Origin of the sequence: Labilithrix luteola, assembly GCF_001263205.1 — a bacterium.
Lineage (GTDB): Bacteria > Myxococcota_A > Polyangia > Polyangiales > Polyangiaceae > Labilithrix > Labilithrix luteola.
Genome location: NZ_CP012333.1, coordinates 11,890,902 through 11,910,358, shown reverse-complemented (window position 1 = coordinate 11,910,358; position 19,457 = coordinate 11,890,902). Strand labels below are relative to the sequence as shown.

Sequence of the window (19,457 nt, the reverse complement as noted above, 5' to 3'; positions counted from 1 at the left end):
CTGCTTTTTAGCGGTCCGTGGCGTCTTGCTTCAGTGCCGACGGCGTTCGGCGGCGAAGCCGAGGAGGAGCTCGTTGACCCTGGCGCTGGCGACCGATTGGACCCAATGCGAAGCACCCGGGATATGGACCACTCTCGCGTTCGTGACCCAACGCTCGGGCGGCTCGGCCATTTCCTTGCCGAGATACCGATCTTCGTCGCCCCAGATGACGAGCACGGGAACGTCGATGCGAATCGTCTTGGGAACGCGGCCCATCACGACGCGCCGAATCGCTGCGCGGTAGTAGTTCATCGCGCCCGTGAGCGCGCCGGGCACGCGCGCCGCGTCGACGTAGTGCTCGATGTCCTCCGCCGGAATCCCATCCGCGGCGAAGGTCTTGCGAACGAAGGCGAAGTCGTTGCGCGCGGTGAGCCGCTCGGGAATGCGGGGCAGCTGGAAGAAGAACATGTACCAGCTCTTCAGGAGCTGCGCCGGTCGGCGGAGGCCGCGCGTCATCTGCAGCGGATGGGGGACGTTGAGGATGGCGAGTCGCTCGACCATCTCGGGATGGAGCTGCGCCACGAACCACGCGACGACTGCACCCCAATCGTGGCCGACGACGATGGCTTTCTTCCGACCGAGCGCGCGGAGCATGCCGGCCACGTCGCCGGCGAGCCGCTCCACTTCGTACGCGCTCACGCCCTTGGGCTTCTCCGATTCGTTGAAGCCGCGGAGGTCGGGAGCGATGGCCCAGTAGCCCGCCTCGGCGAAGGCCCGGAGCTGCTTGCGCCACGACCACCAGAACTCCGGGAAGCCATGGAGGAAGACGACGAGCGGAACCTCGTCGGGCACGGGCCGATCGCTCGCGATGCCTTCAGGACGCGCTTCGGCCACGTGGAGCCGCACCTCGCCGACGTTGATCGTGCGATGGAGAAAGCCGTCGCCACGGCGTTCGGGATTGGCAAGTTCGCGCGCACCCGCCGTGCTCGTGGTCGTCATGCGTTCGCCTCCGAGCCCAACGTACCGTGGAATGCGTGCCCGCGGGATGCGATCCGGAAGCGAGCTCGACCTCAGACTTCGACGATGCGCACGGGGGGCCGGTCACTCGAGTGACGGTCCACGCCCAGCGTGGCGAGCGACCGCTCGGCGCGTGAACGCAGGAAACTCCGTGGATCGCCGAGCATGGCCATCAGCTCGGGGACGAAACGCGGATCCTCGGGCGCGTTCTCGGCGACGACCGCGCGCACGTGGTGGTTTCCGGTGCGAAGCCCTTCGATGAGGACGTCGTTGCCCTCGGGCTGGTTGAGCCGCGCGAGGGCGCGCACGAAGGCGACGAGATGCGAGGGAGCGTCGTCGTATTCGTACGTCGACGTGGGCGGCTCGGCGAAGAGGCGTGCCGTGGCTTCGGCGAGCGGACGCACCGACGACGCGTGGCCGATGGCCGAGAGGCGCGTCGCGACGTTGTGGCGGAAAACTCCGAGCGGATCGCGTAGGGCGTCGTGGAGCGCATCGAGGCCGCCGCGTCGTTCGAGGTCTTCGAGCACGAACGAGTAATAACGGCGCGTCTGCGGGACTTGAACGCCGAGCGCGGTGAAGGCCGACTCTGCGGCCTTGCGCACACGGTGATCATCGCGCGTGACGAAGTAGCGAATAGCCTCGTGACCGAGGAAGAGCGCGTGCCTCCGCTCGCGTGCCGCTGCGTCTCCGCGCTTCGCGGGAAGTACTGCGAGCTCTTCGAGCGATTGCAGGGCCCACGTTCGCCGTCGAGAGGTTTCCTCGCGGCGGAAGGCCGGCTCCCAGAGCGCGCGTTCGAGCGTGCGCCTCAGGTCGTCGGGTCGAGGCGCCTCGTTCGGGAGCCCGTGCAGGATCTTCGTGAGCGCGGCGAGGCGCACCATCTCGGCGCCAGGCTCGAGCCCCGGCATGTTGTCGAGGAGCGCGAGCGCGCGCGCCTGCGCCGTCGGGTGAGCAGAGCCGATCTCGCCGGCGGCCCAGAGGGTCTCTGGCGTGACCAGATCTTTCGGTGAACAGAGCAACCGCTCGAGCGCTCCGAGCGCCGGGAGATCGCGGAGGCGACCGAGCGCCCACGTGGCGCTGGGAACGATGGCGCGGTACTCCTGCCCGCGTTCGTCGAGGACTTCGAGGAGCGGCTGGCGCGCCTGCTCGTCTCGAAGGGTGCCGAGCGCGACGACCACTTCGCGCACGAGGGCGCCGAGCGCGAGGCCTTCTCGCCAGCTCGGCATCGGGCTCTTCGACAAGAGATCGCGGAGGGGCGCGGCGGCTTGCTTGTCACCGAGTGCAGCGAGCGCGCGCACGACCGCCACGTCGAACTGCCGCGACGCCTGTGGCTCGCGAGCGAGGAGCGTGACGAGCTGCGGGACCGCACGTCGATCGCCGAGCGCGCCGAGCATGTCGACGGCGTTCTTGTCGCCGGTCACCGCGCGAGCGACGAGCACGGGAACGATCTCCGGGTCGCCCATCTCCGCGAGGGCGAGCAGGTTCTCTTCACGCTCGTCGTTCACCGCCACGGGATCGAGCCGTGGCTGCGAAGCATCGAGGTGGTCGAGGATGCGCCGCGTGAGATCCATGCGCGACGTCGCGTCGGCCTTCGGTCGCTTCTGCTCCGCGCGAGCCGCCCGCCGGGCCATCTCGCGCCGTCGTTTCAGCTCGCGCGCGAGTGCGGTGCGCCCTCGGCCAATCGCGTCTTCGAGCGTGGCGACGGCATCGCGAACCAATGGATCGCTCGAGCTTGCGTGAGCCACGAGCGTGGCCTCGAAATCGCGCTCCTCGTAACGGAAGAATGCTTCGACGATGCTCCCCAGGGCGAGCGGGGCCGTACGGTCTTCGTGCGCACTACTCTTGCGCTTTACGCTCTTCGCGCGCCGCACGTTCTTGGAGGGACGCGTGGGCGGAGGTTCGGGAAGACGCGATACGCCATGCGCGTGCGGAACGTCGAGGGGGCGGAGAGCGAGCTTCCTCGCGGCGCTCCTCACGGAGGCGTCGTCACCGCAAACGAGATCGAGCACGGCGCGTGCGCGTTCGAAGGCGGCGCGAACGGCCTCCTGTTCGGCGACGCCAGGAGCGGGCACGCGCTTACGCGCCTCGGCCGCACGACCTTCGTGATCACCTTGCGCAACGCCGTGTTCGAGCGCGCGCAAGAGTGCGAACGACGACAGATCGCGAACCGCGAGCTTCGGCGCGGCAGGCTCTTCGGGATGAACGGAGCCGACGATCCCTCGGGCCGGGCTTGCGGCATCGCCGATGACGTAGAGCCAAAGCTCACCCGACTTCGTCGTGCCGAAAGGGATTGCGCCGGCCATCCAAGCAAGGAGGTGGGCGCGTCCTGACGCACCACGACGTGCGGCAGTGACGAGCTTGACCCATGCATTCGGACGGGGCGTGCGACGTGTGGCCGTGCGCTTCGTGCCGCGCACGGCGGGCGGGAGATAGTTGCCGATGCCGTCGGTGGCGCCCACCGCCGCCATGAACGCGGCGAGATCCGCCGGCAAGGCTACGTCGAAGGACGCACGTCTCCGTCCGCGCCGAGGGCTTTCGCCCAGGCGCGCGAGGAGCCGTCCGAACCCGCGCACGAGAAACTGCGACGGGGCACCGGCCGCCGGGAGCATCCAGCTCGAACCCACGATCGGCCATGGAGAATCGACGCGAAGTGACGTTCGGTCAAGTCACCAGCTTCGGAGGCAAGTGCGAATGCTCGTTGTACGACACGACCCGCACGGCGCCGCTTGGTCGGATGAGCACGCGGGAGATCCCGCAATGCGTGCTCGTCATCTTGATCCACTTGTCCACGGACGTGCGGAGCGCGCGGCAAAGCAAATAGCGGATGAGGTTTCCGTGGCAAACGAGGAGTTCGGTCCGATCGGTCCGGCTCTTGCGAAAGAACTTCTCGTACGCGGCGTCGGCACGGGCGCGATCTTCGCGCCGCTCGTTGGCGGGAATTTCGTAGCCCTCGATCTTCGTGTACATGCCCTCGCGAAGGACCCCGACGTGCCTCACGCGCTCCGCGTCGATGGCGATCTCCTTCGCCACGATGCCTGCCGTCTCGCGTGCCCTCGGGAGGGTGCTGGACCAGACGGCATCGAATCGTAGGTTCGCGAGGTACTCACCCGAGACCCGCGCCTGTTCGCGACCGAGCGCCGTGAGGATGCCGCCGGCGTCCGCTTCGTATTGACCGTGCCGGAGCAGAATCAGCGTGCGTGTTCCCACAGCGCCATCCTACCGTCACGCGCGCGCGAAGTGTTCGAGAACGAGCACTGGGCGCCTTCGAGCGTCGGGAACGCGCGGCGCGTCAATCACGCAGCCCGCACGTCGATGAGCCGGAAGGCGTCGACGTCCATCAGTCCACGGTCGGTGAGCTTCAAGCTCGGAATGACCGGGAGGCTCAGGAACGCGAGCTGCAGGAACGGCTCGGGAAGTGCGCAGCCGATCGAACGACTCGCGGCGTGGAGCTCCTCGAGTGTGCGCGCGATCGTCTCGGGCTCTTCGAGAGACATGAGACCGCCCAGCGGAAGCGCGAGCTGGGCGAGCACGTTGCCGTCGCGCACGACGCAGAAGCCGCCGCCAGTCTTCTGCAGAGCGGCGAGGGCAACGCGCATGTCGCTGGTCGCGTCACCGACCACGCAGAGGTTGTGGCTGTCGTGGCCCACGCTCGAGGCGATAGCGCCACGGAGCTCGCCGAAGCCGAGCACGTAACCGTTCGCAGGTTTGCTCCCGTGGCCGTGGCGTTCGAGGACCGACAGTCGTCGTACGCCCGGTGCATCACTGCGGAGAACGTGGCGATCGGTGAGGATTCGGCCTTCGCGAACGCCGATGACGTGAACCATGCCCGACGGTCCTTCGAGGTCTTTCGTCTCGGGGATCGATGCGCGGATCGTGTTCGGCGGAGCCTCGGTCTTCTCGCGCGGAAGCTCGATCTCGCGTACGAGCGAGCCCGCAACGAGGACGTCGCGAATGCTGCACGTGGCGACGTCGTCGAGGACGAGGAGGTCGGCGCGGTACCCCGGCGCGACGGCGCCGACGCGGAGGCCGTTGCGTGCAGGTCCCGCGAGCCCGTAATGGCGTGCCACGCTCCACGAAGCGGCTCGGAACGCAACCTCGGGGGCGACGCCTTTGCCGATGGCCGATCGGACGAGGTAGTCGATGTGGCCCTCGCGCGCGATGTCCAGTGGGTTCCGATCGTCGGTGCAGAAGCCAATGCTCGTCGAGGTCGCGAGCGTGAGCAGGGGCACGAGCGCGTCGAGATCCTTCGCCACGCTTCCTTCCCGAATCCACACGGCGATGCCTTTGCGGAGCTTCTCCGCGGCCTCGCCGAGCTCGGAGCTCTCGTGGCAGCTCGTGATGCCGGCGCATGCGTACGCCGAGAGCGCGTTGCCGGAGACGAGCGGCGCGTGACCATCGAGCGGTCGCCCGTCGAACGCCGCGATCTTGTCGAGAACGAGTGGATCGCCGGAGAGCACGCCGGGCACGTTCATGACCTCCGCCAAGCCAAGCGCCTTCGGAGCATCGAGGAGCGGAGCGAGCGCGGTTGCGTCGAGCGTGCCGGCGCCGTTGGTTTCGAACGTGGTCGCGGGAACGCACGAACTCAGCATCACGCGCAGATCGAGCCCGGGCGAGAAGCCGTCCGCGTTCATGCGCGACGCGGCGTCGAGGAAGTATCGAATACCTGGCACGCCCTGCACGTTGGCGAGCTCGTGCGGATCGCAGATGGCCGAGGTGGTTCCACGCGGGAGCACGGCGCGCTGGAAGCTCGAAGGCACGAGAAGCGAGCTCTCGAGATGTACGTGCGCGTCGATGAAGCCGGGCACCACGTGGGCGCCTTTGCCGTCCAGCTCGCGCTTGGCGCGAAGACCAGGTTCGAGCCCGACGATCACGCCGTCGGTGATGGCGACGTCACCGCGGACGAACGTGCACGAGAACACGTCGAGGTAGCGAACGTTGCGCAGGACGAGGTCGCAATCCTCCTGACCTTGCGCTGCACGAAGGCGACGACGGACGCGGTCGAGAATGGAGGAGGCCGGCATCGTCCGAGCGTACCACCACTCCGCTCCGGCGCGCGCCGCGCGAGCGCACGTGAATCGCCGGCTACTTCGCGAACTGCTGCTGGCAGAACTCGAGCTCGCCCTGGTCGATGACGGCCTCGGGGAGAGCTGGAACCGAAAGGTTCGGCGGGCTCGCGAAATCGAAGAACTCGACCGGAATGGCGGCGTTCGCGTCGCGCGAGGTAAGCGCCGGCAAGCGGTGTTTGGCTTCGATGAAGCGCAGGATGCTCGTGTGGTCGTAGACGCCGTGGCCCACGTAGCCACGTTTCGCGTAAGGTGAGACGACGAGGAACGGCACGCGGAACCCGTAGCGATCGAACGCCCCTTCTTCGGGCACGTCCTTGGTGTTCACGGGCGACTTGTCGTCGGGCGCGCACGCGCTCGGCGGCGGGACGTGATCGTAGAGCCCGCCGTGCTCGTCGTACGTGAGAAAGAGCGCGAGCTTGCCCCATTGAGGGCTCTTCATGAGCGCGTTCACGATTCGTGCGACGAAGTTCTGACCGACCTGGACGTCGGCCGGCGGATGCTCGTCGTCACCGGCAGGATCACCCGTCTTGAGGAAGTTCGGGTCGACGTAGACGACCGGCGGTAGCCTGCCGGCCTGCGCGTCGGCGAAGAATTCCTCGATCGTGAACGTGACGCTCCGGTTCCAACGCGTCGAGACCGCGACGCCGAGCGATGTCGAGATGCCGGGCGGTCCACCGGCGGTGTACAGCTTCCAATCGACGTGTCGCTTGTCGAGCTCGTCGAGCACGAAGGCATCGACGGCGGGGAAGGGAGACGCGTCGAGGTTCGGGAAAAAGTTCGCTGCGCGACCGAAGCTCGTAGCTGCGAAGAGGTACATGCGATTCGGCCACGTCGGGCCGAGCAGCGAGCAGTGGTAGTGGTCGCCGATGCCGAACTCCTTGGCGAGCGCGTAGTAGAAGGGCAGCTCCGTCTCGTCGTACCACCAGAGCGCACGATCGCCCGTGCGCATGGCCTCCTCCGGGTTGGGCATGGTCTCGCCCTTGAAGTCGCTGTTCGACTCGAAGAACCCGTCGTTCTTGCCGTCGTTGTACTGGAGGTGGCTGCCGCTCCACTCGTGGTTCGTATCGAGGAAGCACATGTGTCCGGCGCGCTCGCGCGTATGGAGAACGCTCGATGCAGGGCCGGTGCGCTCCGGATTCGTCGCGTCGGGCGCGGCGACCTCGACGTCGGTGCGACCCGCGTACTTGCCGAAGCCGCTGAAGTAGTGATCGAACGAGCGGTTCTCCTGCATGAGGACCACGATCGTCTCGATCGGGATGTCCTTGCCTGTCGGGACCATCGTTCCGAGCGTCTCGTCGGGAAGGGCGCCTCGCTTGAATGTGCAGGATGCACGCGATGCCGCGGCCGTCGCTTCGTCGGGACGCGTCACCGTGCGGTCCCACTCGGCGGGCGTGGGCGGCCTCGTGTCGGCTTCCGCCGCGTTCGGACTCGTCGACGCCGGATCGCTCGACGAGCATCCCCAACCGGCGACGATGGCTGTGCCGGAGCAGAGGAATGAGCAGAGGATGCCGACGGGAGCGAGCACGGAGCGCGTCGTTCGCATGCCCAACCTCTTTCAGAGGTCTACTGGCAGAGCAACCCCCAAACCCCACGCTTCCGCTCTGCGACGTGGTCGAGACCGGCATCCGCAGGTGCCGTGGTCGGCATCCTTCTCCGTCGTGAGGGCGTGCAGCGTGACTGCAACGAAACGAGTACGCCACGTTTGGACGCCTCGGTGCCATCGGTACTTCACGAAACTTCACAGACGGTCGCGAGACGTTTTCGGCTTCCGTTTGGGCGGCGTTCGGCCAACGGGCCCGTATACTGCGTGGCCTGCGATTGGGGGGCACGAGGTTCGAATGCGCACGTCCTTCCTGCTTTCCGTACCGTTCCTCTCCATCCTCACGCTGGCTTCGGCCTGTACTTCACCGACCGACGGTCGTGATACGGCCGACTCGCTCGACTCGGCCAACCTTGGGCACAAGTCGAGCGCCATCATCAACGGAAGTGCGGACACGACGCACCAGGCCGTGGTCACGATCCTGGCCGGCACGGCACAGGAGACCGAGATCTGCTCGGGCACGATCGTCAAGGTCGACCCGGCGACGCACATCGGCTGGGTGCTGACGGCGGCGCACTGCGTGAACGTTGCCCCGCAGATCGTCATCCAGGGCGACGACTTCAACACGCCGACCGCGCTGCACTACGACATCGTCGATTACCTGGCCAACCCGAACTACGACCAGAAGGGCGACGCGGATCAGGTCGACGACTTCGCCGTCATCCGCATCGCTGGCGTCGACGCGAACACGCCGGTCATTCCGATGGCGTCCTCGCCGGACGGCCTCGGCCCCGGCAAGACCATCACCGCCGTCGGGTTCGGTCGCACCACGCTGATCAACTCGGGCTCCCAAGACACGAACACCATTCGTCGCAGCGTGAAGCTCACCGTCAAGGAGAGCAGCCAGATGCAGATCAGCTACGACATGAGCGCGCGCGGGATCTGCCAGGGCGACAGCGGCGGCCCGGACCTCTACGACGACGGCTCGGGCGAGAAGGTCGTGGCCGTCCACTCGTTCGTGGCCGGCGATTGCAACGGCATGGGCGTCAGCGGGCGCGTGAGCGGCGAGCTCACCTTCATCAACAAGCAGCTCGGCAAGGCGGCTCCGGCGGCAAGCTGCGATCTCTGCACGAAGGTCGCGAACTCGGGCACCCAGACGTGCGCTGCACTCCAGAGCGCGTGCCTTGCCGATGCGGATTGCTCGGCCCTCTACGAGTGCCTGTCGAAGACCGGCGGCCTCAACCCGCTCAAGACGTGCGCCGCGAAGTATCCGAAGGGCGAGGGGCCCATCAACGCGATCATGACCTGCACGTGCAACCGCGCGTGCGTGGACGAGTGTGGCGGCACGAGCCAGTCGGCGTGCGCAGGCGTTCCCGCGTGCGGCTACGACCTCTCCAAGCAGGCGCCGGGCGAGTGCTCCACCTGCAGCGAGAGTGCGTGCTGCCAAGAGATGCTGGACTGCGAAGCCGACGGCACGTGCTTCGCGTGTCTCAAGGGCGACGCGGACGCCGACTGCGCCACCAACACCACGCGTAAGAAGCTCGCGACCTGCGTGGCGAGCAAGTGCAAGGCGGAATGCGCGAACACCGGCCTCGACGTGGGCGCCGATCCCGAGACCGACACGACGGGCTCGAGCGGGGCGTCGGGCAAGTCGAACACGGTCGTCACCACCACGAGCGGTTGCTCCACGTCGGGCGCTCCCGCCTCATCGGGTGGCTCGGCCTTCCTCGCGCTCGCCGCGGCCGCAACGTTCGCGGCGCGCCGACGACGCGCGAAGATCTCAGGCTGATTCTTCGTTCGCCAGCGGCAGGCGAATCTCGAACCGAGCACCACGGGGCACGTCGACGCAAGCGATGTGGCCTCCGTGGGCCTCGATGAACGTGCGCGCGGTCACCAGGCCGAGCCCGATGCCCATCGGCTTCGTGCTGTGGAGCGGCTCGAACAAGTGCGTGCGCACCTGCGGGCTGATGCCCGGGCCGGAGTCGGTGAAGGCGATGAGCACTTCGTGATCGATCAGCCGGACCTCGACGCGCAAGGCTCCGCCGCTCGGCATCGCCTCGACGGCGTTGCGGATGAGATTGAAGAAGGCGCCGTGTAGCTGATCGGAGTCGATCTCGAGATTCGGAACCTTCTCGATCGCCCTTTCGATCTTCACCGACTCGGGGATCCAATCGCCCGACAGAACGCGTTCGAGAAGCTCGATGACCGACGTGGGATGGCGATCGGGCGCGCGCACGCGGGCGTAGTCGAGCAGACCCGTGATGATCACGTTCGCGTGCCGGACTTCGTCGTGGATGATCCGGATCGCGTCTTCGACGTTCGGATGCTGGTCCGGCAGGAGGTGACGCCGGAGTACGTACGTGGCGTTCATGATCGCCGCGAGTGGGTTGCGGATCTGATGCGCGACGCCGCCCGCGAGCTGGCCGAGGACCGCCAGCCGCTCCTTACGGACGAGGTTCTCCTGCGCGTGGGCGAGAGCGACCGTACGTTCGCGAACGCGGGTCGCGAGCGCGTCGTTCGTTTCGCGCAGGGCCTCTTCGGCGAGCTTGCGCTCCGTGATATTGCGGGCGATGCCCGTCGTGCCGATGACCTCACCGCGGTCGCCGACGATGCGCGCCTTCCACGTTTCGATCCAGTGCCGCTGGCCCTTGGCGTCGACCAGCGGCTCTTCGATCTTCTTGTGGATGCCCGTCCGCATGACCTCTTCGTCGTCGGCGCGGTAGCTCGCGGCGAGATCGTGCGGCCATAGCTCCAAGTCCGTCAGGCCGAGCAGCTCCTCGGGACGCTGTCGTCCGGCCGCTTCGGCGAAGCGCTGGTTGACGGCCAAGAAGCGACCATCGCGATCTTTGAGCCACGCCATGTCGGGGATGTTGTCGACGATTGCCATCTTCTGGCGCTCGCTCTTGCGGATCAGCGCCTCTTGCGTCCGGCGTGCCGTGACGTCACGGAACAAGCAAACGGCGCCGTGGACCTTGCCGTCCGCATCGCGCAACGGACTTGCGCTGGCGGTCAGGTGGACGCCTCCGCCGTCGTCGTGTCGCGCGAAGGCCGGCACGTCGGTCACGATGGCGCCGGCGAGGGCGCGTGAGAGCGGTCGCTCGTCGAGCCGCAGCAGCGTCTTTTCGTCCGAAGCGTAGAGCTCGAACTTGCGCAGCACCGTCGGCGGGGGCACCTCCACTTCGCGCTCGCGACCGAGCAAGCGCAGCCCCGCCGGGTTCATGTAGACCAGCACGCCCTTCGTATCGACGATGAGGACACCGTCCTCCAGGCTCGCCAGAGCATCGAGGGCCCAGTCACCGACGTCGAGAGAGCGCGGCCGAGGATGCTCGTTGTCCTCGCTTGCCGAAGTGGTCACGGTCCCATCCTAGCACCCTGCGCGTTCCGCTATGCTCGCGCCCGCGTGACGGACGGCGTGAATTTACGTAAGCACCGAACTCGAGCGTGGGCTTTCGCGGCGATCCCCTTCGTCCTCCAGTTCGTGCTCCTCGACCTGGCACTACGCGGACCGAACGCGCTCCTGGTCGAGCCGCGCCTGGTCGTGAACTTCGTCGAGACGATTGCCCTCTGGGCCCTGGTGCTCGGGCTGGCGACCTCGCGGAAGCGACGGGCGATTTTCGCCGTCCTCGCGGCGGTCGTGCTGGCCGTCCAGATCTCGATCTTCCGCTACTACCACACTCCGGTCGACGTTCAGGTCGTCACCAGCGCCCTTCACGCGTGGCGCGACGTCAAACCGGTGGTCGTGCGGGCTTTGCCGGCGTTCGTGGCCACGACCACGGCCCTCGCGGTGCTGGAATATGGTCTTCTCGCGGCAAGCCATCGTGGATTCCCGCAATGGTTCTCGTCGCTCTCGTCGCTCTCGTCCCGCTGCCGCCTCGCGTCGTGGTCGCTCGCGGCGCTCGTCTTGCTCACCGGGTTCTTCGGGCTGCCGCCTCGTCACGCGACCCCCGACGTTCGCCTTGCCCACGCCCTTACAGCGCTCGAGCGAGGAACGGAGCCGGCCGTGGCGTCGGCGTCCGCCGTCGCGCTCCCGCCGCTGCTCTCGGAGCGCGCGGTTTTGCCCAACGTCCTGTTCATCCTCACCGAGAGCGTACGGGCGCAGGACTACCTGACGGCGGGCGCTGAGGCGACGGCGTCCGAAACCGCCGCGGCTACGCCCGGCCGGATCGACCTCCCGCAGATGCGGGCGATCTCGAGCTATACCGCCGTCTCGCTCTCCGCGGTGCTCACGGGCGTCTCGCAAGAGGGCCCGCGCGACGCCGTTCTGCACGCGCCGAACCTCTTCGACGTGGCCCATGCCGCGCGGGCTCGGGGGGACGTCCGGCCGACCGTGGCGTATTACTCGGCGCAATCCGAGACGGTCTTCGAAACGAAGGACGTCCGCGCCGCCGTCGATCGCTTCGCCCCGGTCGAGGTCTGGCGCGGCAAGGACATTGCCGACGACGCCGAATACGCGACCGAGCCGCTCGACGCCGATCTCGTCGAGCACTTCGTGGCCCATGTCGGCGAGCTCGCGCGGCCGAGCGTCGTCATGCTGCACCTCGCGTCGACCCACGCGCCCTATTACGTGGACGAGCGGAATGCGCCGTTCCGACCCTTCGGTCACGTCGTCACCTGGTCGCGCATGCCGGAGCTGCACAACGCTTACCGCGACGCGATCTTCGCGCAGGACAAGGCCGTGGCGCGTGCCGTGCGCGCGTTCGTCGAGCACGCAGGGGATGCGCCCTGGATGGTGGTGTTCACCAGTGACCACGGCGAGGCCTTCGGCGAGCACGGCGCCATTCATCACGGTCAGAACCTCTTCGACGAGCAGGTCCACGTGCCGGGCTGGATCGCGTTCGGCAACGGCGCGCTGACGGGTGAGCAGGCCCAGGCGCTACGCGACAACGCCGCGCGCTTCGTCACGCACCTCGACGTTCTACCGACCGTCGTCGACGCTCTCGGCCTCTGGGACAACTTCGGGCTCGCGCCTTCCCGGAGCGCGATGCGCGGCCGGAGCCTGCTTCGTCCGCTCGCCCCAGCCGAGGCGCGAGCGCCGATCCCGGTCACCAACTGTACGGGCATGTTTCCTTGCCCCCTCAACACGTGGGGCTTGTACGACGACGATCACAAACTCGTTGCGCGCGTGTTCGACGGCGACTGGTTCTGCATCGCGCTCGGTGGTCACGAAGAGCGATCCGGAGAACGAATCGTGGGCCCGAACGAGTCGAGCGACCCTGCGTGCCGTCGGCTGCGCGATGCGTCACGCACCACGTTCCCTCTGCTTCCGAACGGGCGCCCGAACCGATCTCCACCCTGATAGATTGAGGCGATCCGAGCTTGGAGGGTGAGCGTGGGACAAGAGATCAAGACGACCTTGCGGTTCGATGGTCGGATCCTCGAGGGCACGGCGTTGCTGGAGTCCGATGCATTGATCTTCCGAGGCGGTGCGAGCCTCACCGTGCCGTTTACCGAGATGTTCAACGCCGAAGCGAACTCCGGGTGGCTCGAGTTGAAGACGGCGCGCGGGCTTCTGCTCCTCGAGCTCGGACCCAAAGCCGAAACGTGGGCGGAGAAGATCAAGAATCCGAAGGCGCTCGTCGACAAGCTCGGCGTCGATGCCCAGAAGAAGGTCGCCATCATCGGCAAGCTCGACGCCGATCTCCGTGCCGATCTCGTCGCATCGGGAGCGAAGGTCGCGAAGAGCGCACGCGGTAAAGACTTCGACGTGGTCTTTCTTGCAGCGAGCAGCAAGAAGGATCTCGAGAAGCTGCCCGACGCGCGCGCCCTCATCAAAGACGAGGGCGGCATCTGGATCGTCTACCCAAAGGGCCGCGAGGAGCTTCGTGAGCGCGACGTGCTCACGGCAGGGCGGACCCTGTCGCTGACAGACAACAAGGTGGCCAAGGTCTCCGAGGAGCTCACGGCGGTCCGTTTCGTCGTTCCCGTCGCCCAGCGTCAAAAGAAGAAGTAGGGCCGCGCGCGCGATGCCGCGTTTGGATATGGCGACATGGCGCATGCGTCACGTCGCCCTCACGCGTTCCATGTTCAGCGCAGAGCGAGCGCGTGATCGGGAGTGAATGTCGCAATTTTCAGGGCTCTCCGCGGCGTGCTCCTTGCACAGCGAGCCGACTTTTTCTGGAGGGTCCAGATGTCGACGACGCTTCTCTCTTGGGTGCTCGCCGCCAGCTCGCTTCTCGCGCCGGGGCGTTCTCACGACCGGCTCGCGCAAGCCATCACGGCTCGTGTCGAAGCAGAGGCTCCACTCTTCAAGAACGACGAAGACCGTCGCAAGACGTCCGCGTTGCTCGTGGCGATTGCGTTCCGCGAGTCGTCACTTCGCGCGAACGCGGTCGGCGACTTCTCGCGCGGCAAGCCGACGAGCTTCTGTGCCTTCCAGGTGAATCTGCCTGGAACCAAGACAAAAGAGGGGTGGACAGGGGATGACCTGCTGGAAGATCCCGACAAGTGCGTGACCGTCGCCATGCGCTTCGTTCGTGACTCGATGCGTGTCTGCCCCGAGCACCCGATTGCCTGGTACGCCGCCGGGCCGAAGGGCTGCACGAACGCCCACGCCCAGCGCATCAGCCGTGATCGGGTCGCGATCGCGCAGCGCCTCATCCGTGAGGTTCGCGTCCCGGACGACGCCCGAGCTACCGAGCCTTCGGCGGTCGTGGGCTCGTGTGCGTGGATCTCTTCGTTCGTGGCGCATCGCCACGCTTTGGACCTACCGTGGCGAACACGCGCGTGCGGCGCGGGCGGTGTGTGAGCCACGGCTCCGCAGCACGGCCGTCGCGGACGCATCCTTCGAGTGGTACGTTCAGGTCCATGGGTGAGGGCGTCAACGGGCAGCTCGTGCGCGCGGACGACGAAACGGCATTCGATCTGGAGGAGCGACTTCAAATCCTCACCGCCTTCGCCGGCGGCATCGTTTTCGAGTTCGACGGCGATGGTCGCTACCTCCGAATCTGGGCCGGAGACACGAAGCTTCTGGTTCGCCCGGAGGCACAGCTCATCGGTCGCACCGTGGTCGAGGTGCTCGGGCCGAGTCTCGGTGAGAAGTTCCGCGCGATGTTTCGCCGGGTCATCGAGACAAGCACCCCTGCGGCGCTCGAGTACAGCCTCGACGTCGGCGCCGGACGGCGGAGCTTCTCGTGCCAAGCGCGGCCGCACCGGCGCCGGAACGGTCGAGGTTTGACCGTCACGCTCTTCGTGCGCGACGTCACGGAGCAGAAGGAGCTCCAGGCGAAGCTCGTCCAACACGAGCGACTGGCTTCGCTCGGCATGATCGCAGCGGGCGTCGGTCACGAGATTCGTCAGCCACTCGCCTTCATGCAGAGCAGCATGGAGGTTCTCGGCCGCGAGGTCGGGGCCGACGCGCCGCCCGCGGTGCGCGAATCGCTCGCCAACGTAGAGAACGGTGCGCGGCGCATCGGAGCGATCGTCGCGAGCCTCGACCTGCTGCGCCCGAGAACCGATCGCGTCATGCGTCCGCTCGACGTCCGGCGCGCGGTCGAGGCGGCGCTCGATCTGTCGGGAAACGCACTCGAAGGCCGCGCGCATCTCGTTCGTCTCCTGCGCGAGGTGCCGCTCGTCTCGGGTGAGGAGGGCGAGCTCTGCCAGGTCTTCTTGAATCTCCTTCTCAACGCCGCGCAGGCGATTCCGCCGGGCGATCCGGTGCACAACGCGGTGACCATCGAGACGTCGTACCGCGGTGGTGCCGTGCACATCGCCGTTCGCGATACGGGCGTCGGTATTCCGACCGGAATTCGCGAGCACATCCTCGAGCCGTTCTTCACCACGAAGGAAGCAAACGAGGGAACCGGGCTCGGTCTGTACATCACGTCACGCATCGTCGAGTCGCATCGCGGCAAGCTCGAGATCGAAAGCTCACCAGGGAACGGAACGACGATTACCGTGGTTCTGCCCGTCGCCAACGCGTCCGAAAAGCCAGAGCCCATGCCCGAGGCGACCACCGCCATACGTGCCCGCATCCAGCGCCGACGTCTCTCCGTTCTCGTGGTCGACGACGAGCCGCGTGTTCTCGAATCGCTCCGGCTCGTGCTCGATGGCGTTCACCGCGTGGTGACGGCGGACCGCGCCTCCGAGGGGCTCGAGCTCTTGCGTGAGGACCCGTCGAGATTCGACGTCGTCCTCTGTGATTTGACCATGGCCGACACGGACGGCATCGCGTTCTTCGAAGAGATGAGCAAGATGAAGATCGCTCACCGGTTCATCGTCATGACCGGCGGCGCCTTCACCGACCGCGCGCAGCAGTTCCTCGACCGCTGCGTCTGCCCCACGATCGACAAGCCGTTCATGATTGACGACCTGCTGGCGCTCCTCGAGTCGGTCGCGCAGCGGCGCGCGCCCTCCTGAATCCCCGAGCCGGGCATTCTCGCGACCCGTCTCGATTCACTGCCAGTCAGCAGACGCTGCAATCCGTCGTGTTCCGTGGGCCATGCCTTTCTCGCCCCGAAACGCGCGCGTCCCGCGGTCCACCTCGAGTGGACGCGCGAGACGCGAAAGAACAGCCCTTGGTCTGATTCAGGTGCGCGGGAAAGGCTCGCGGGTCGCGCTCTCCGGATTCGACGGGTCGGTGCCACGCGCGAACTCCTGCTTGCCCGAGCTCTCGACGAACGGGCCACCGAGCTCTTCGGGGACTTCCTGGTCGAAGTTGTCTTCGCCGACGTATTCGCCGCTCGTCATGCTCTCGACGGCCTCTTCGCCGAGCTCTTCGGCGAGGTCGTCCTTGGTGCGCGCGCGGTGAATGAACGCGTCCGTCGTGGTGTCGTCGTCGAGGTGCTGCGCGCGAAGCGACGCGGCGTACTGCGGATCGAGGTGACCGGGGCGATCGTAGCGACGAACGCCAGCCGCGGGCTTCTTCGCCCTGGCCGGCGTGGCCTTCTTCGCGACCTTGGCAGCAGGCTTGGCCTTGGCGGTCGCCTTCTTCGGGGCAGCTTTCTTCGGGGCGGCTTTCTTCGGGGCGGCTTTCTTCGGGGCAGCCTTCTTCGGGGCAGCCTTCTTCGGGGCAGCCTTCTTGGCGGTCGCCTTCTTCGGCGCAGCCTTGGCCTTGACCTTGGCTGCAGGTTTCTTCGCCGCGGTTGCCTTCTTGGCCTTCGGCTTTGCCTTGGCGGCAACCTTCTTTGCCGGCTTCGGGGGTGCCGCCTTCTTGGCCGAGCTACGCGCGTTGGTCGCCTTCGCCTTCGACTTCTTCTTCGCGGACATGATGCGAAGCATAGCAAGCGATCTGCGTGAGTAGGGCAACAGCGAAATTTGGCGTTGCGCGTCAGTGAGCGCGTGACGTGAAGATGCGCGCCAAGAGCGGTGCATAGAAGCTCCAGAAGAACGTTCCGTCGGCGCTCGATCCCCCGCCGCACCCGAGGGTGTGTCGCCGCCATCCGAGGAGGCCCGCGCGCTCAGGATTGCCGAGCTCGATCGCGTATCGACGAAGTCGCCGGCCAGGCACCAGGCGTCGCCGCGCTTCACGATGGGCTCGAAAACGCACGGGAAGCTCGTGTTCCCAGAGCTTCCGTTCCCCCTGGGGTGGCCCCGACGACGTGCTCGAAGGGCGTTTGCGTCACACGCTCCCACACGCGGCCCACCCATTGGGGAACCGCTGGCCGGCGCGCGATTTGTGGCGCGCACGCCTCGATGCTCAGGTGACGCGTGCAGGGAGCCCGCGTGGCGATCGAAGAGGCGCTGCCTCCAACCACGAAAGCCGAGTTCGTCGTGCGGTAGAGCGCGAGGCCTGCCCTCTGGCGATCAGCGATCGACGACGAGCACGACGAACTTCGAGAGCGTTTCCTCTTCGCAACGATCGTGGCCGAAGCAAAGGAAGCGCATCACGCGCGGCGACGCGAGGGCAGGGGTCTTGGCGACGGCCGTGCGATACGGCGCGACGTGCCCGTGGACGCGTAGTGGAGCGGGCGTGGGAGCGCCCACGGTGGGGGCCGACGACGCGTCCAGGTTGCCGGTGGCGATGCGATCGAGCTCGGCGTCGTCGAGCGCGGCGTCCCACTTGGCATAGCCGACGAGCCAGGCGGCGTGCGCGGCGGCTGCCTGGTCGCCGAAGTAGATGACGGCGGGCTGCATCCGATGCTCGAGATCGACGTGCTTGGTGCCGTCCTTGGCGGGCTCGCCTTCGTGCGGCGTGCTCTTGAGGAGCCCGACCATGAACGACTCGCGGGCGTGGCCACCGTCTTCGCCGGCGGCGAGGTCCTGGACGATGACGCGCGGGGCCGGGCCGAGCGTCATCTCGAGCTCGGTCCCGTCACCACTCACGACCTCGACCTTGCCGAGCGCGGAGAAGGTCTCGCCGAGCTTCGTGGCGTCGGCCGCCGTCGACTCCGTACGTGACCCGCCGCCGCAATCCTTCGAGCAGCCGGCGAGAAACATCGAGAGCAGGATGGCTGCGAACGACCTGGAAGCCAGACGAGACGGCATGGACCTGCCTCGTAACACCGTGCCGGCGACGCCGCACGCCCTCGCGTACGAGCCCGTCGTCCGCTTCGACGACGCGACGACGATTTCTTGCGACTTCGGCGCCGTCCCGGACTCTTGCGGTCGTGCAGCCTCCGTTGGTGGTCGGACAGGTCGTCGCAGGGCGCTATCGGATCGAGCGCTTCCTCGGCACGGGAGGGATGGGATCGGTGCATGCCGTTCGGCACGTCCACACCGACGAGCTCCTCGCGCTCAAGACGCTGCATGCGGCCATTGGCCAGGATGCCGAGGCGGTCGAGCGCTTTCGTCGGGAAGCGAGGGCGCCTGCCCGCATCGAGAGTGAGCACATCGCGCGTGTGACGGACGCGGACACTGCGCCGGAGCTCGGCCACGCGCCGTTCTACGTGATGGAGCTCCTTCGCGGCCGCGATCTCGCGCAGGTCGTCCAGGACGATGGGCCGCTCCCGCCGGCGCTGGTCGTCGAGTACCTGCGCCAGGCGGCACGCGCGCTCGACAAGGCGCATGCTGCGGGCATCATCCATCGCGATCTGAAGCCCGAGAATCTGTTCCTCACGCACCGTGAGGACGGCTCGGCGTGCATCAAGCTGGTCGACTTCGGCATCGCCCGCCTCGCCGACGTGGAGGTCGCGGGCCCGACGCGAACGCGCGCGGGATACGTGCTCGGCACGCCCGCGTACATGGCACCGGAGCAGGCGCTCGGCGATCCGTCGGCCGTCGGTCCTTGGACGGACGTCTGGGCGCTCGGCCTCGTGGCCTTCGAGCTCTTGACCGGCCGGCGATTCTGGGATGCCGAGGGGGAGCAGCTCTACGTGCGCCTCCTCGTCGATCCGATCGCGCTTCCGAGCTCGCGCGTCGTGCTGCTCGGACCGGCCTTCGACACGTGGTTCGTGCACTGCGTGAATCGTGACGTCCGTGAACGATTCTCGGCCGCCGGCGAAGCCGTCGCCGCCTTGGCCGAAGCGTTCGGTCAGACGCTCGCACGTCCGAGCGCGGTCTCGGTGGCTCCCGCGCGGCCGCTCACCGTGCCTCCGCCGGCGTCGCGCGCGACGGGCTTCATTGTCGGCGTGGGGCTGTGCGCGATCGCGGCTCTGCTCGTCGTCTTCGTGTCGACGTTCGCGCTGCACGCGTACCGGGCACGTGTGCCGGCGGTGGGCCTCGTCCCCGCGGCGCCTCAGACGCAAGAGCGGGCCGTGGCGCCGCCGCCGGAGGCGCCTTCGCACGGGCCGCCGCCCGCGCTGCCTCCGAGCGAAGCTTCGGCGCCCCACGTGATCTCGGCGTCGCCCGCGGCGCTCCCCTCCACGCTGACGCGCGAACAACGGCGTCGCCTCGAGGTGCTCGAGCGGCTCTGCGCGCAGGGTACCTTCACCCCGGCGGAATGTGCGGGGAAACGGGCAGCCATTCTCCACGGAAATCGTTAA

15 protein-coding genes are annotated in these 19,457 nt (G+C 67.3%); 6 read left to right on the top strand and 9 right to left on the bottom strand.

All coding sequences use genetic code 11. The features are described 5' to 3' along the window. Nucleotides 1–30 precede the first annotated feature (30 nt). The 5 genes from AKJ09_RS51440 to AKJ09_RS51420 all read right to left on the bottom strand — a co-directional run bounded on the left by AKJ09_RS51440 (nucleotide 31) and on the right by AKJ09_RS51420 (nucleotide 7,602). Nucleotides 31–978, bottom strand: a complete 948-nt coding sequence (locus tag AKJ09_RS51440) for an alpha/beta fold hydrolase (protein WP_146655210.1) — start codon at nucleotides 976–978, stop codon at nucleotides 31–33. Nucleotides 979–1,049: 71 nt separating this feature from the next. Then, entirely contained in the window at nucleotides 1,050–3,485 is a 2,436-nt protein-coding gene (locus AKJ09_RS51435) for a HEAT repeat domain-containing protein (RefSeq protein ID WP_146655209.1), read from the bottom strand. Between the two features lie 169 nt (nucleotides 3,486–3,654). Continuing rightward, nucleotides 3,655–4,200, bottom strand: coding sequence for a histidine phosphatase family protein (locus tag AKJ09_RS51430; protein WP_146655208.1), 546 nt, complete (start codon nucleotides 4,198–4,200; stop codon nucleotides 3,655–3,657). Nucleotides 4,201–4,286: 86 nt separating this feature from the next. Next, entirely contained in the window at nucleotides 4,287–6,014 is a 1,728-nt protein-coding gene (gene ade, locus AKJ09_RS51425; RefSeq protein ID WP_146655207.1) for an adenine deaminase, read from the bottom strand. Nucleotides 6,015–6,075: 61 nt separating this feature from the next. Next, nucleotides 6,076–7,602: a phospholipase C gene (locus AKJ09_RS51420; RefSeq protein WP_146655206.1), complete on the bottom strand. Its 1,527-nt coding sequence runs from the start codon at nucleotides 7,600–7,602 to the stop codon at nucleotides 6,076–6,078. 295 nt (nucleotides 7,603–7,897) lie between these two features. On the opposite strand from AKJ09_RS51420, the gene AKJ09_RS51415 reads away from it, so the two are divergent. Then, complete coding sequence (locus tag AKJ09_RS51415) at nucleotides 7,898–9,388, top strand: S1 family peptidase (protein ID WP_169928676.1); 1,491 nt, start codon at nucleotides 7,898–7,900, stop codon at nucleotides 9,386–9,388. Here AKJ09_RS51415 and AKJ09_RS51410 read toward each other — a convergent pair. Next, nucleotides 9,380–10,954 carry a PAS domain-containing sensor histidine kinase gene (locus tag AKJ09_RS51410; RefSeq protein ID WP_146655204.1) on the bottom strand — a complete coding sequence of 525 codons (1,575 nt, stop codon included), beginning with the start codon at nucleotides 10,952–10,954 and terminating at the stop codon, nucleotides 9,380–9,382. The two genes, AKJ09_RS51415 and AKJ09_RS51410, sit on opposite strands and share 9 nt — an antisense overlap. Before the next feature lie 57 nt (nucleotides 10,955–11,011). On the opposite strand from AKJ09_RS51410, the gene AKJ09_RS51405 reads away from it, so the two are divergent. The 4 genes from AKJ09_RS51405 to AKJ09_RS51390 all read left to right on the top strand — a co-directional run bounded on the left by AKJ09_RS51405 (nucleotide 11,012) and on the right by AKJ09_RS51390 (nucleotide 15,954). Next, complete coding sequence (locus AKJ09_RS51405; RefSeq protein WP_169928675.1) at nucleotides 11,012–12,895, top strand: sulfatase-like hydrolase/transferase; 1,884 nt, start codon at nucleotides 11,012–11,014, stop codon at nucleotides 12,893–12,895. A gap of 33 nt (nucleotides 12,896–12,928) precedes the next feature. Further along, nucleotides 12,929–13,549 carry a DUF3052 family protein gene (locus AKJ09_RS51400; protein ID WP_146655202.1) on the top strand — a complete coding sequence of 207 codons (621 nt, stop codon included), beginning with the start codon at nucleotides 12,929–12,931 and terminating at the stop codon, nucleotides 13,547–13,549. A gap of 177 nt (nucleotides 13,550–13,726) precedes the next feature. Further along, nucleotides 13,727–14,344, top strand: a complete 618-nt coding sequence (locus tag AKJ09_RS51395) for a lysozyme family protein (protein WP_146655201.1) — start codon at nucleotides 13,727–13,729, stop codon at nucleotides 14,342–14,344. Between the two features lie 59 nt (nucleotides 14,345–14,403). After that, nucleotides 14,404–15,954, top strand: a complete 1,551-nt coding sequence (locus tag AKJ09_RS51390) for a hybrid sensor histidine kinase/response regulator (RefSeq protein WP_146655200.1) — start codon at nucleotides 14,404–14,406, stop codon at nucleotides 15,952–15,954. A gap of 168 nt (nucleotides 15,955–16,122) precedes the next feature. Here AKJ09_RS51390 and AKJ09_RS54615 read toward each other — a convergent pair whose 3' ends face one another. The 3 genes from AKJ09_RS54615 to AKJ09_RS51375 all read right to left on the bottom strand — a co-directional run bounded on the left by AKJ09_RS54615 (nucleotide 16,123) and on the right by AKJ09_RS51375 (nucleotide 18,021). Further along, nucleotides 16,123–16,803 carry a hypothetical protein gene (locus tag AKJ09_RS54615; RefSeq protein ID WP_205634016.1) on the bottom strand — a complete coding sequence of 227 codons (681 nt, stop codon included), beginning with the start codon at nucleotides 16,801–16,803 and terminating at the stop codon, nucleotides 16,123–16,125. A 61-nt stretch (nucleotides 16,804–16,864) separates the two neighbouring features. After that, the gene (locus tag AKJ09_RS51380; protein ID WP_146655199.1) at nucleotides 16,865–17,083 is read right to left on the bottom strand and encodes a hypothetical protein; all 219 of its coding nucleotides are present in this window, start codon (nucleotides 17,081–17,083) and stop codon (nucleotides 16,865–16,867) included. 257 nt (nucleotides 17,084–17,340) lie between these two features. Further along, entirely contained in the window at nucleotides 17,341–18,021 is a 681-nt protein-coding gene (locus AKJ09_RS51375) for a hypothetical protein (RefSeq protein WP_146655198.1), read from the bottom strand. Between the two features lie 122 nt (nucleotides 18,022–18,143). Here AKJ09_RS51375 and AKJ09_RS51370 point away from each other — a divergent pair, with 122 nt between their 5' ends. Beyond that, on the top strand, nucleotides 18,144–19,457 hold the full coding sequence (locus AKJ09_RS51370) for a serine/threonine-protein kinase (RefSeq protein ID WP_146655197.1): 1,314 nt from the start codon (nucleotides 18,144–18,146) through the stop codon (nucleotides 19,455–19,457).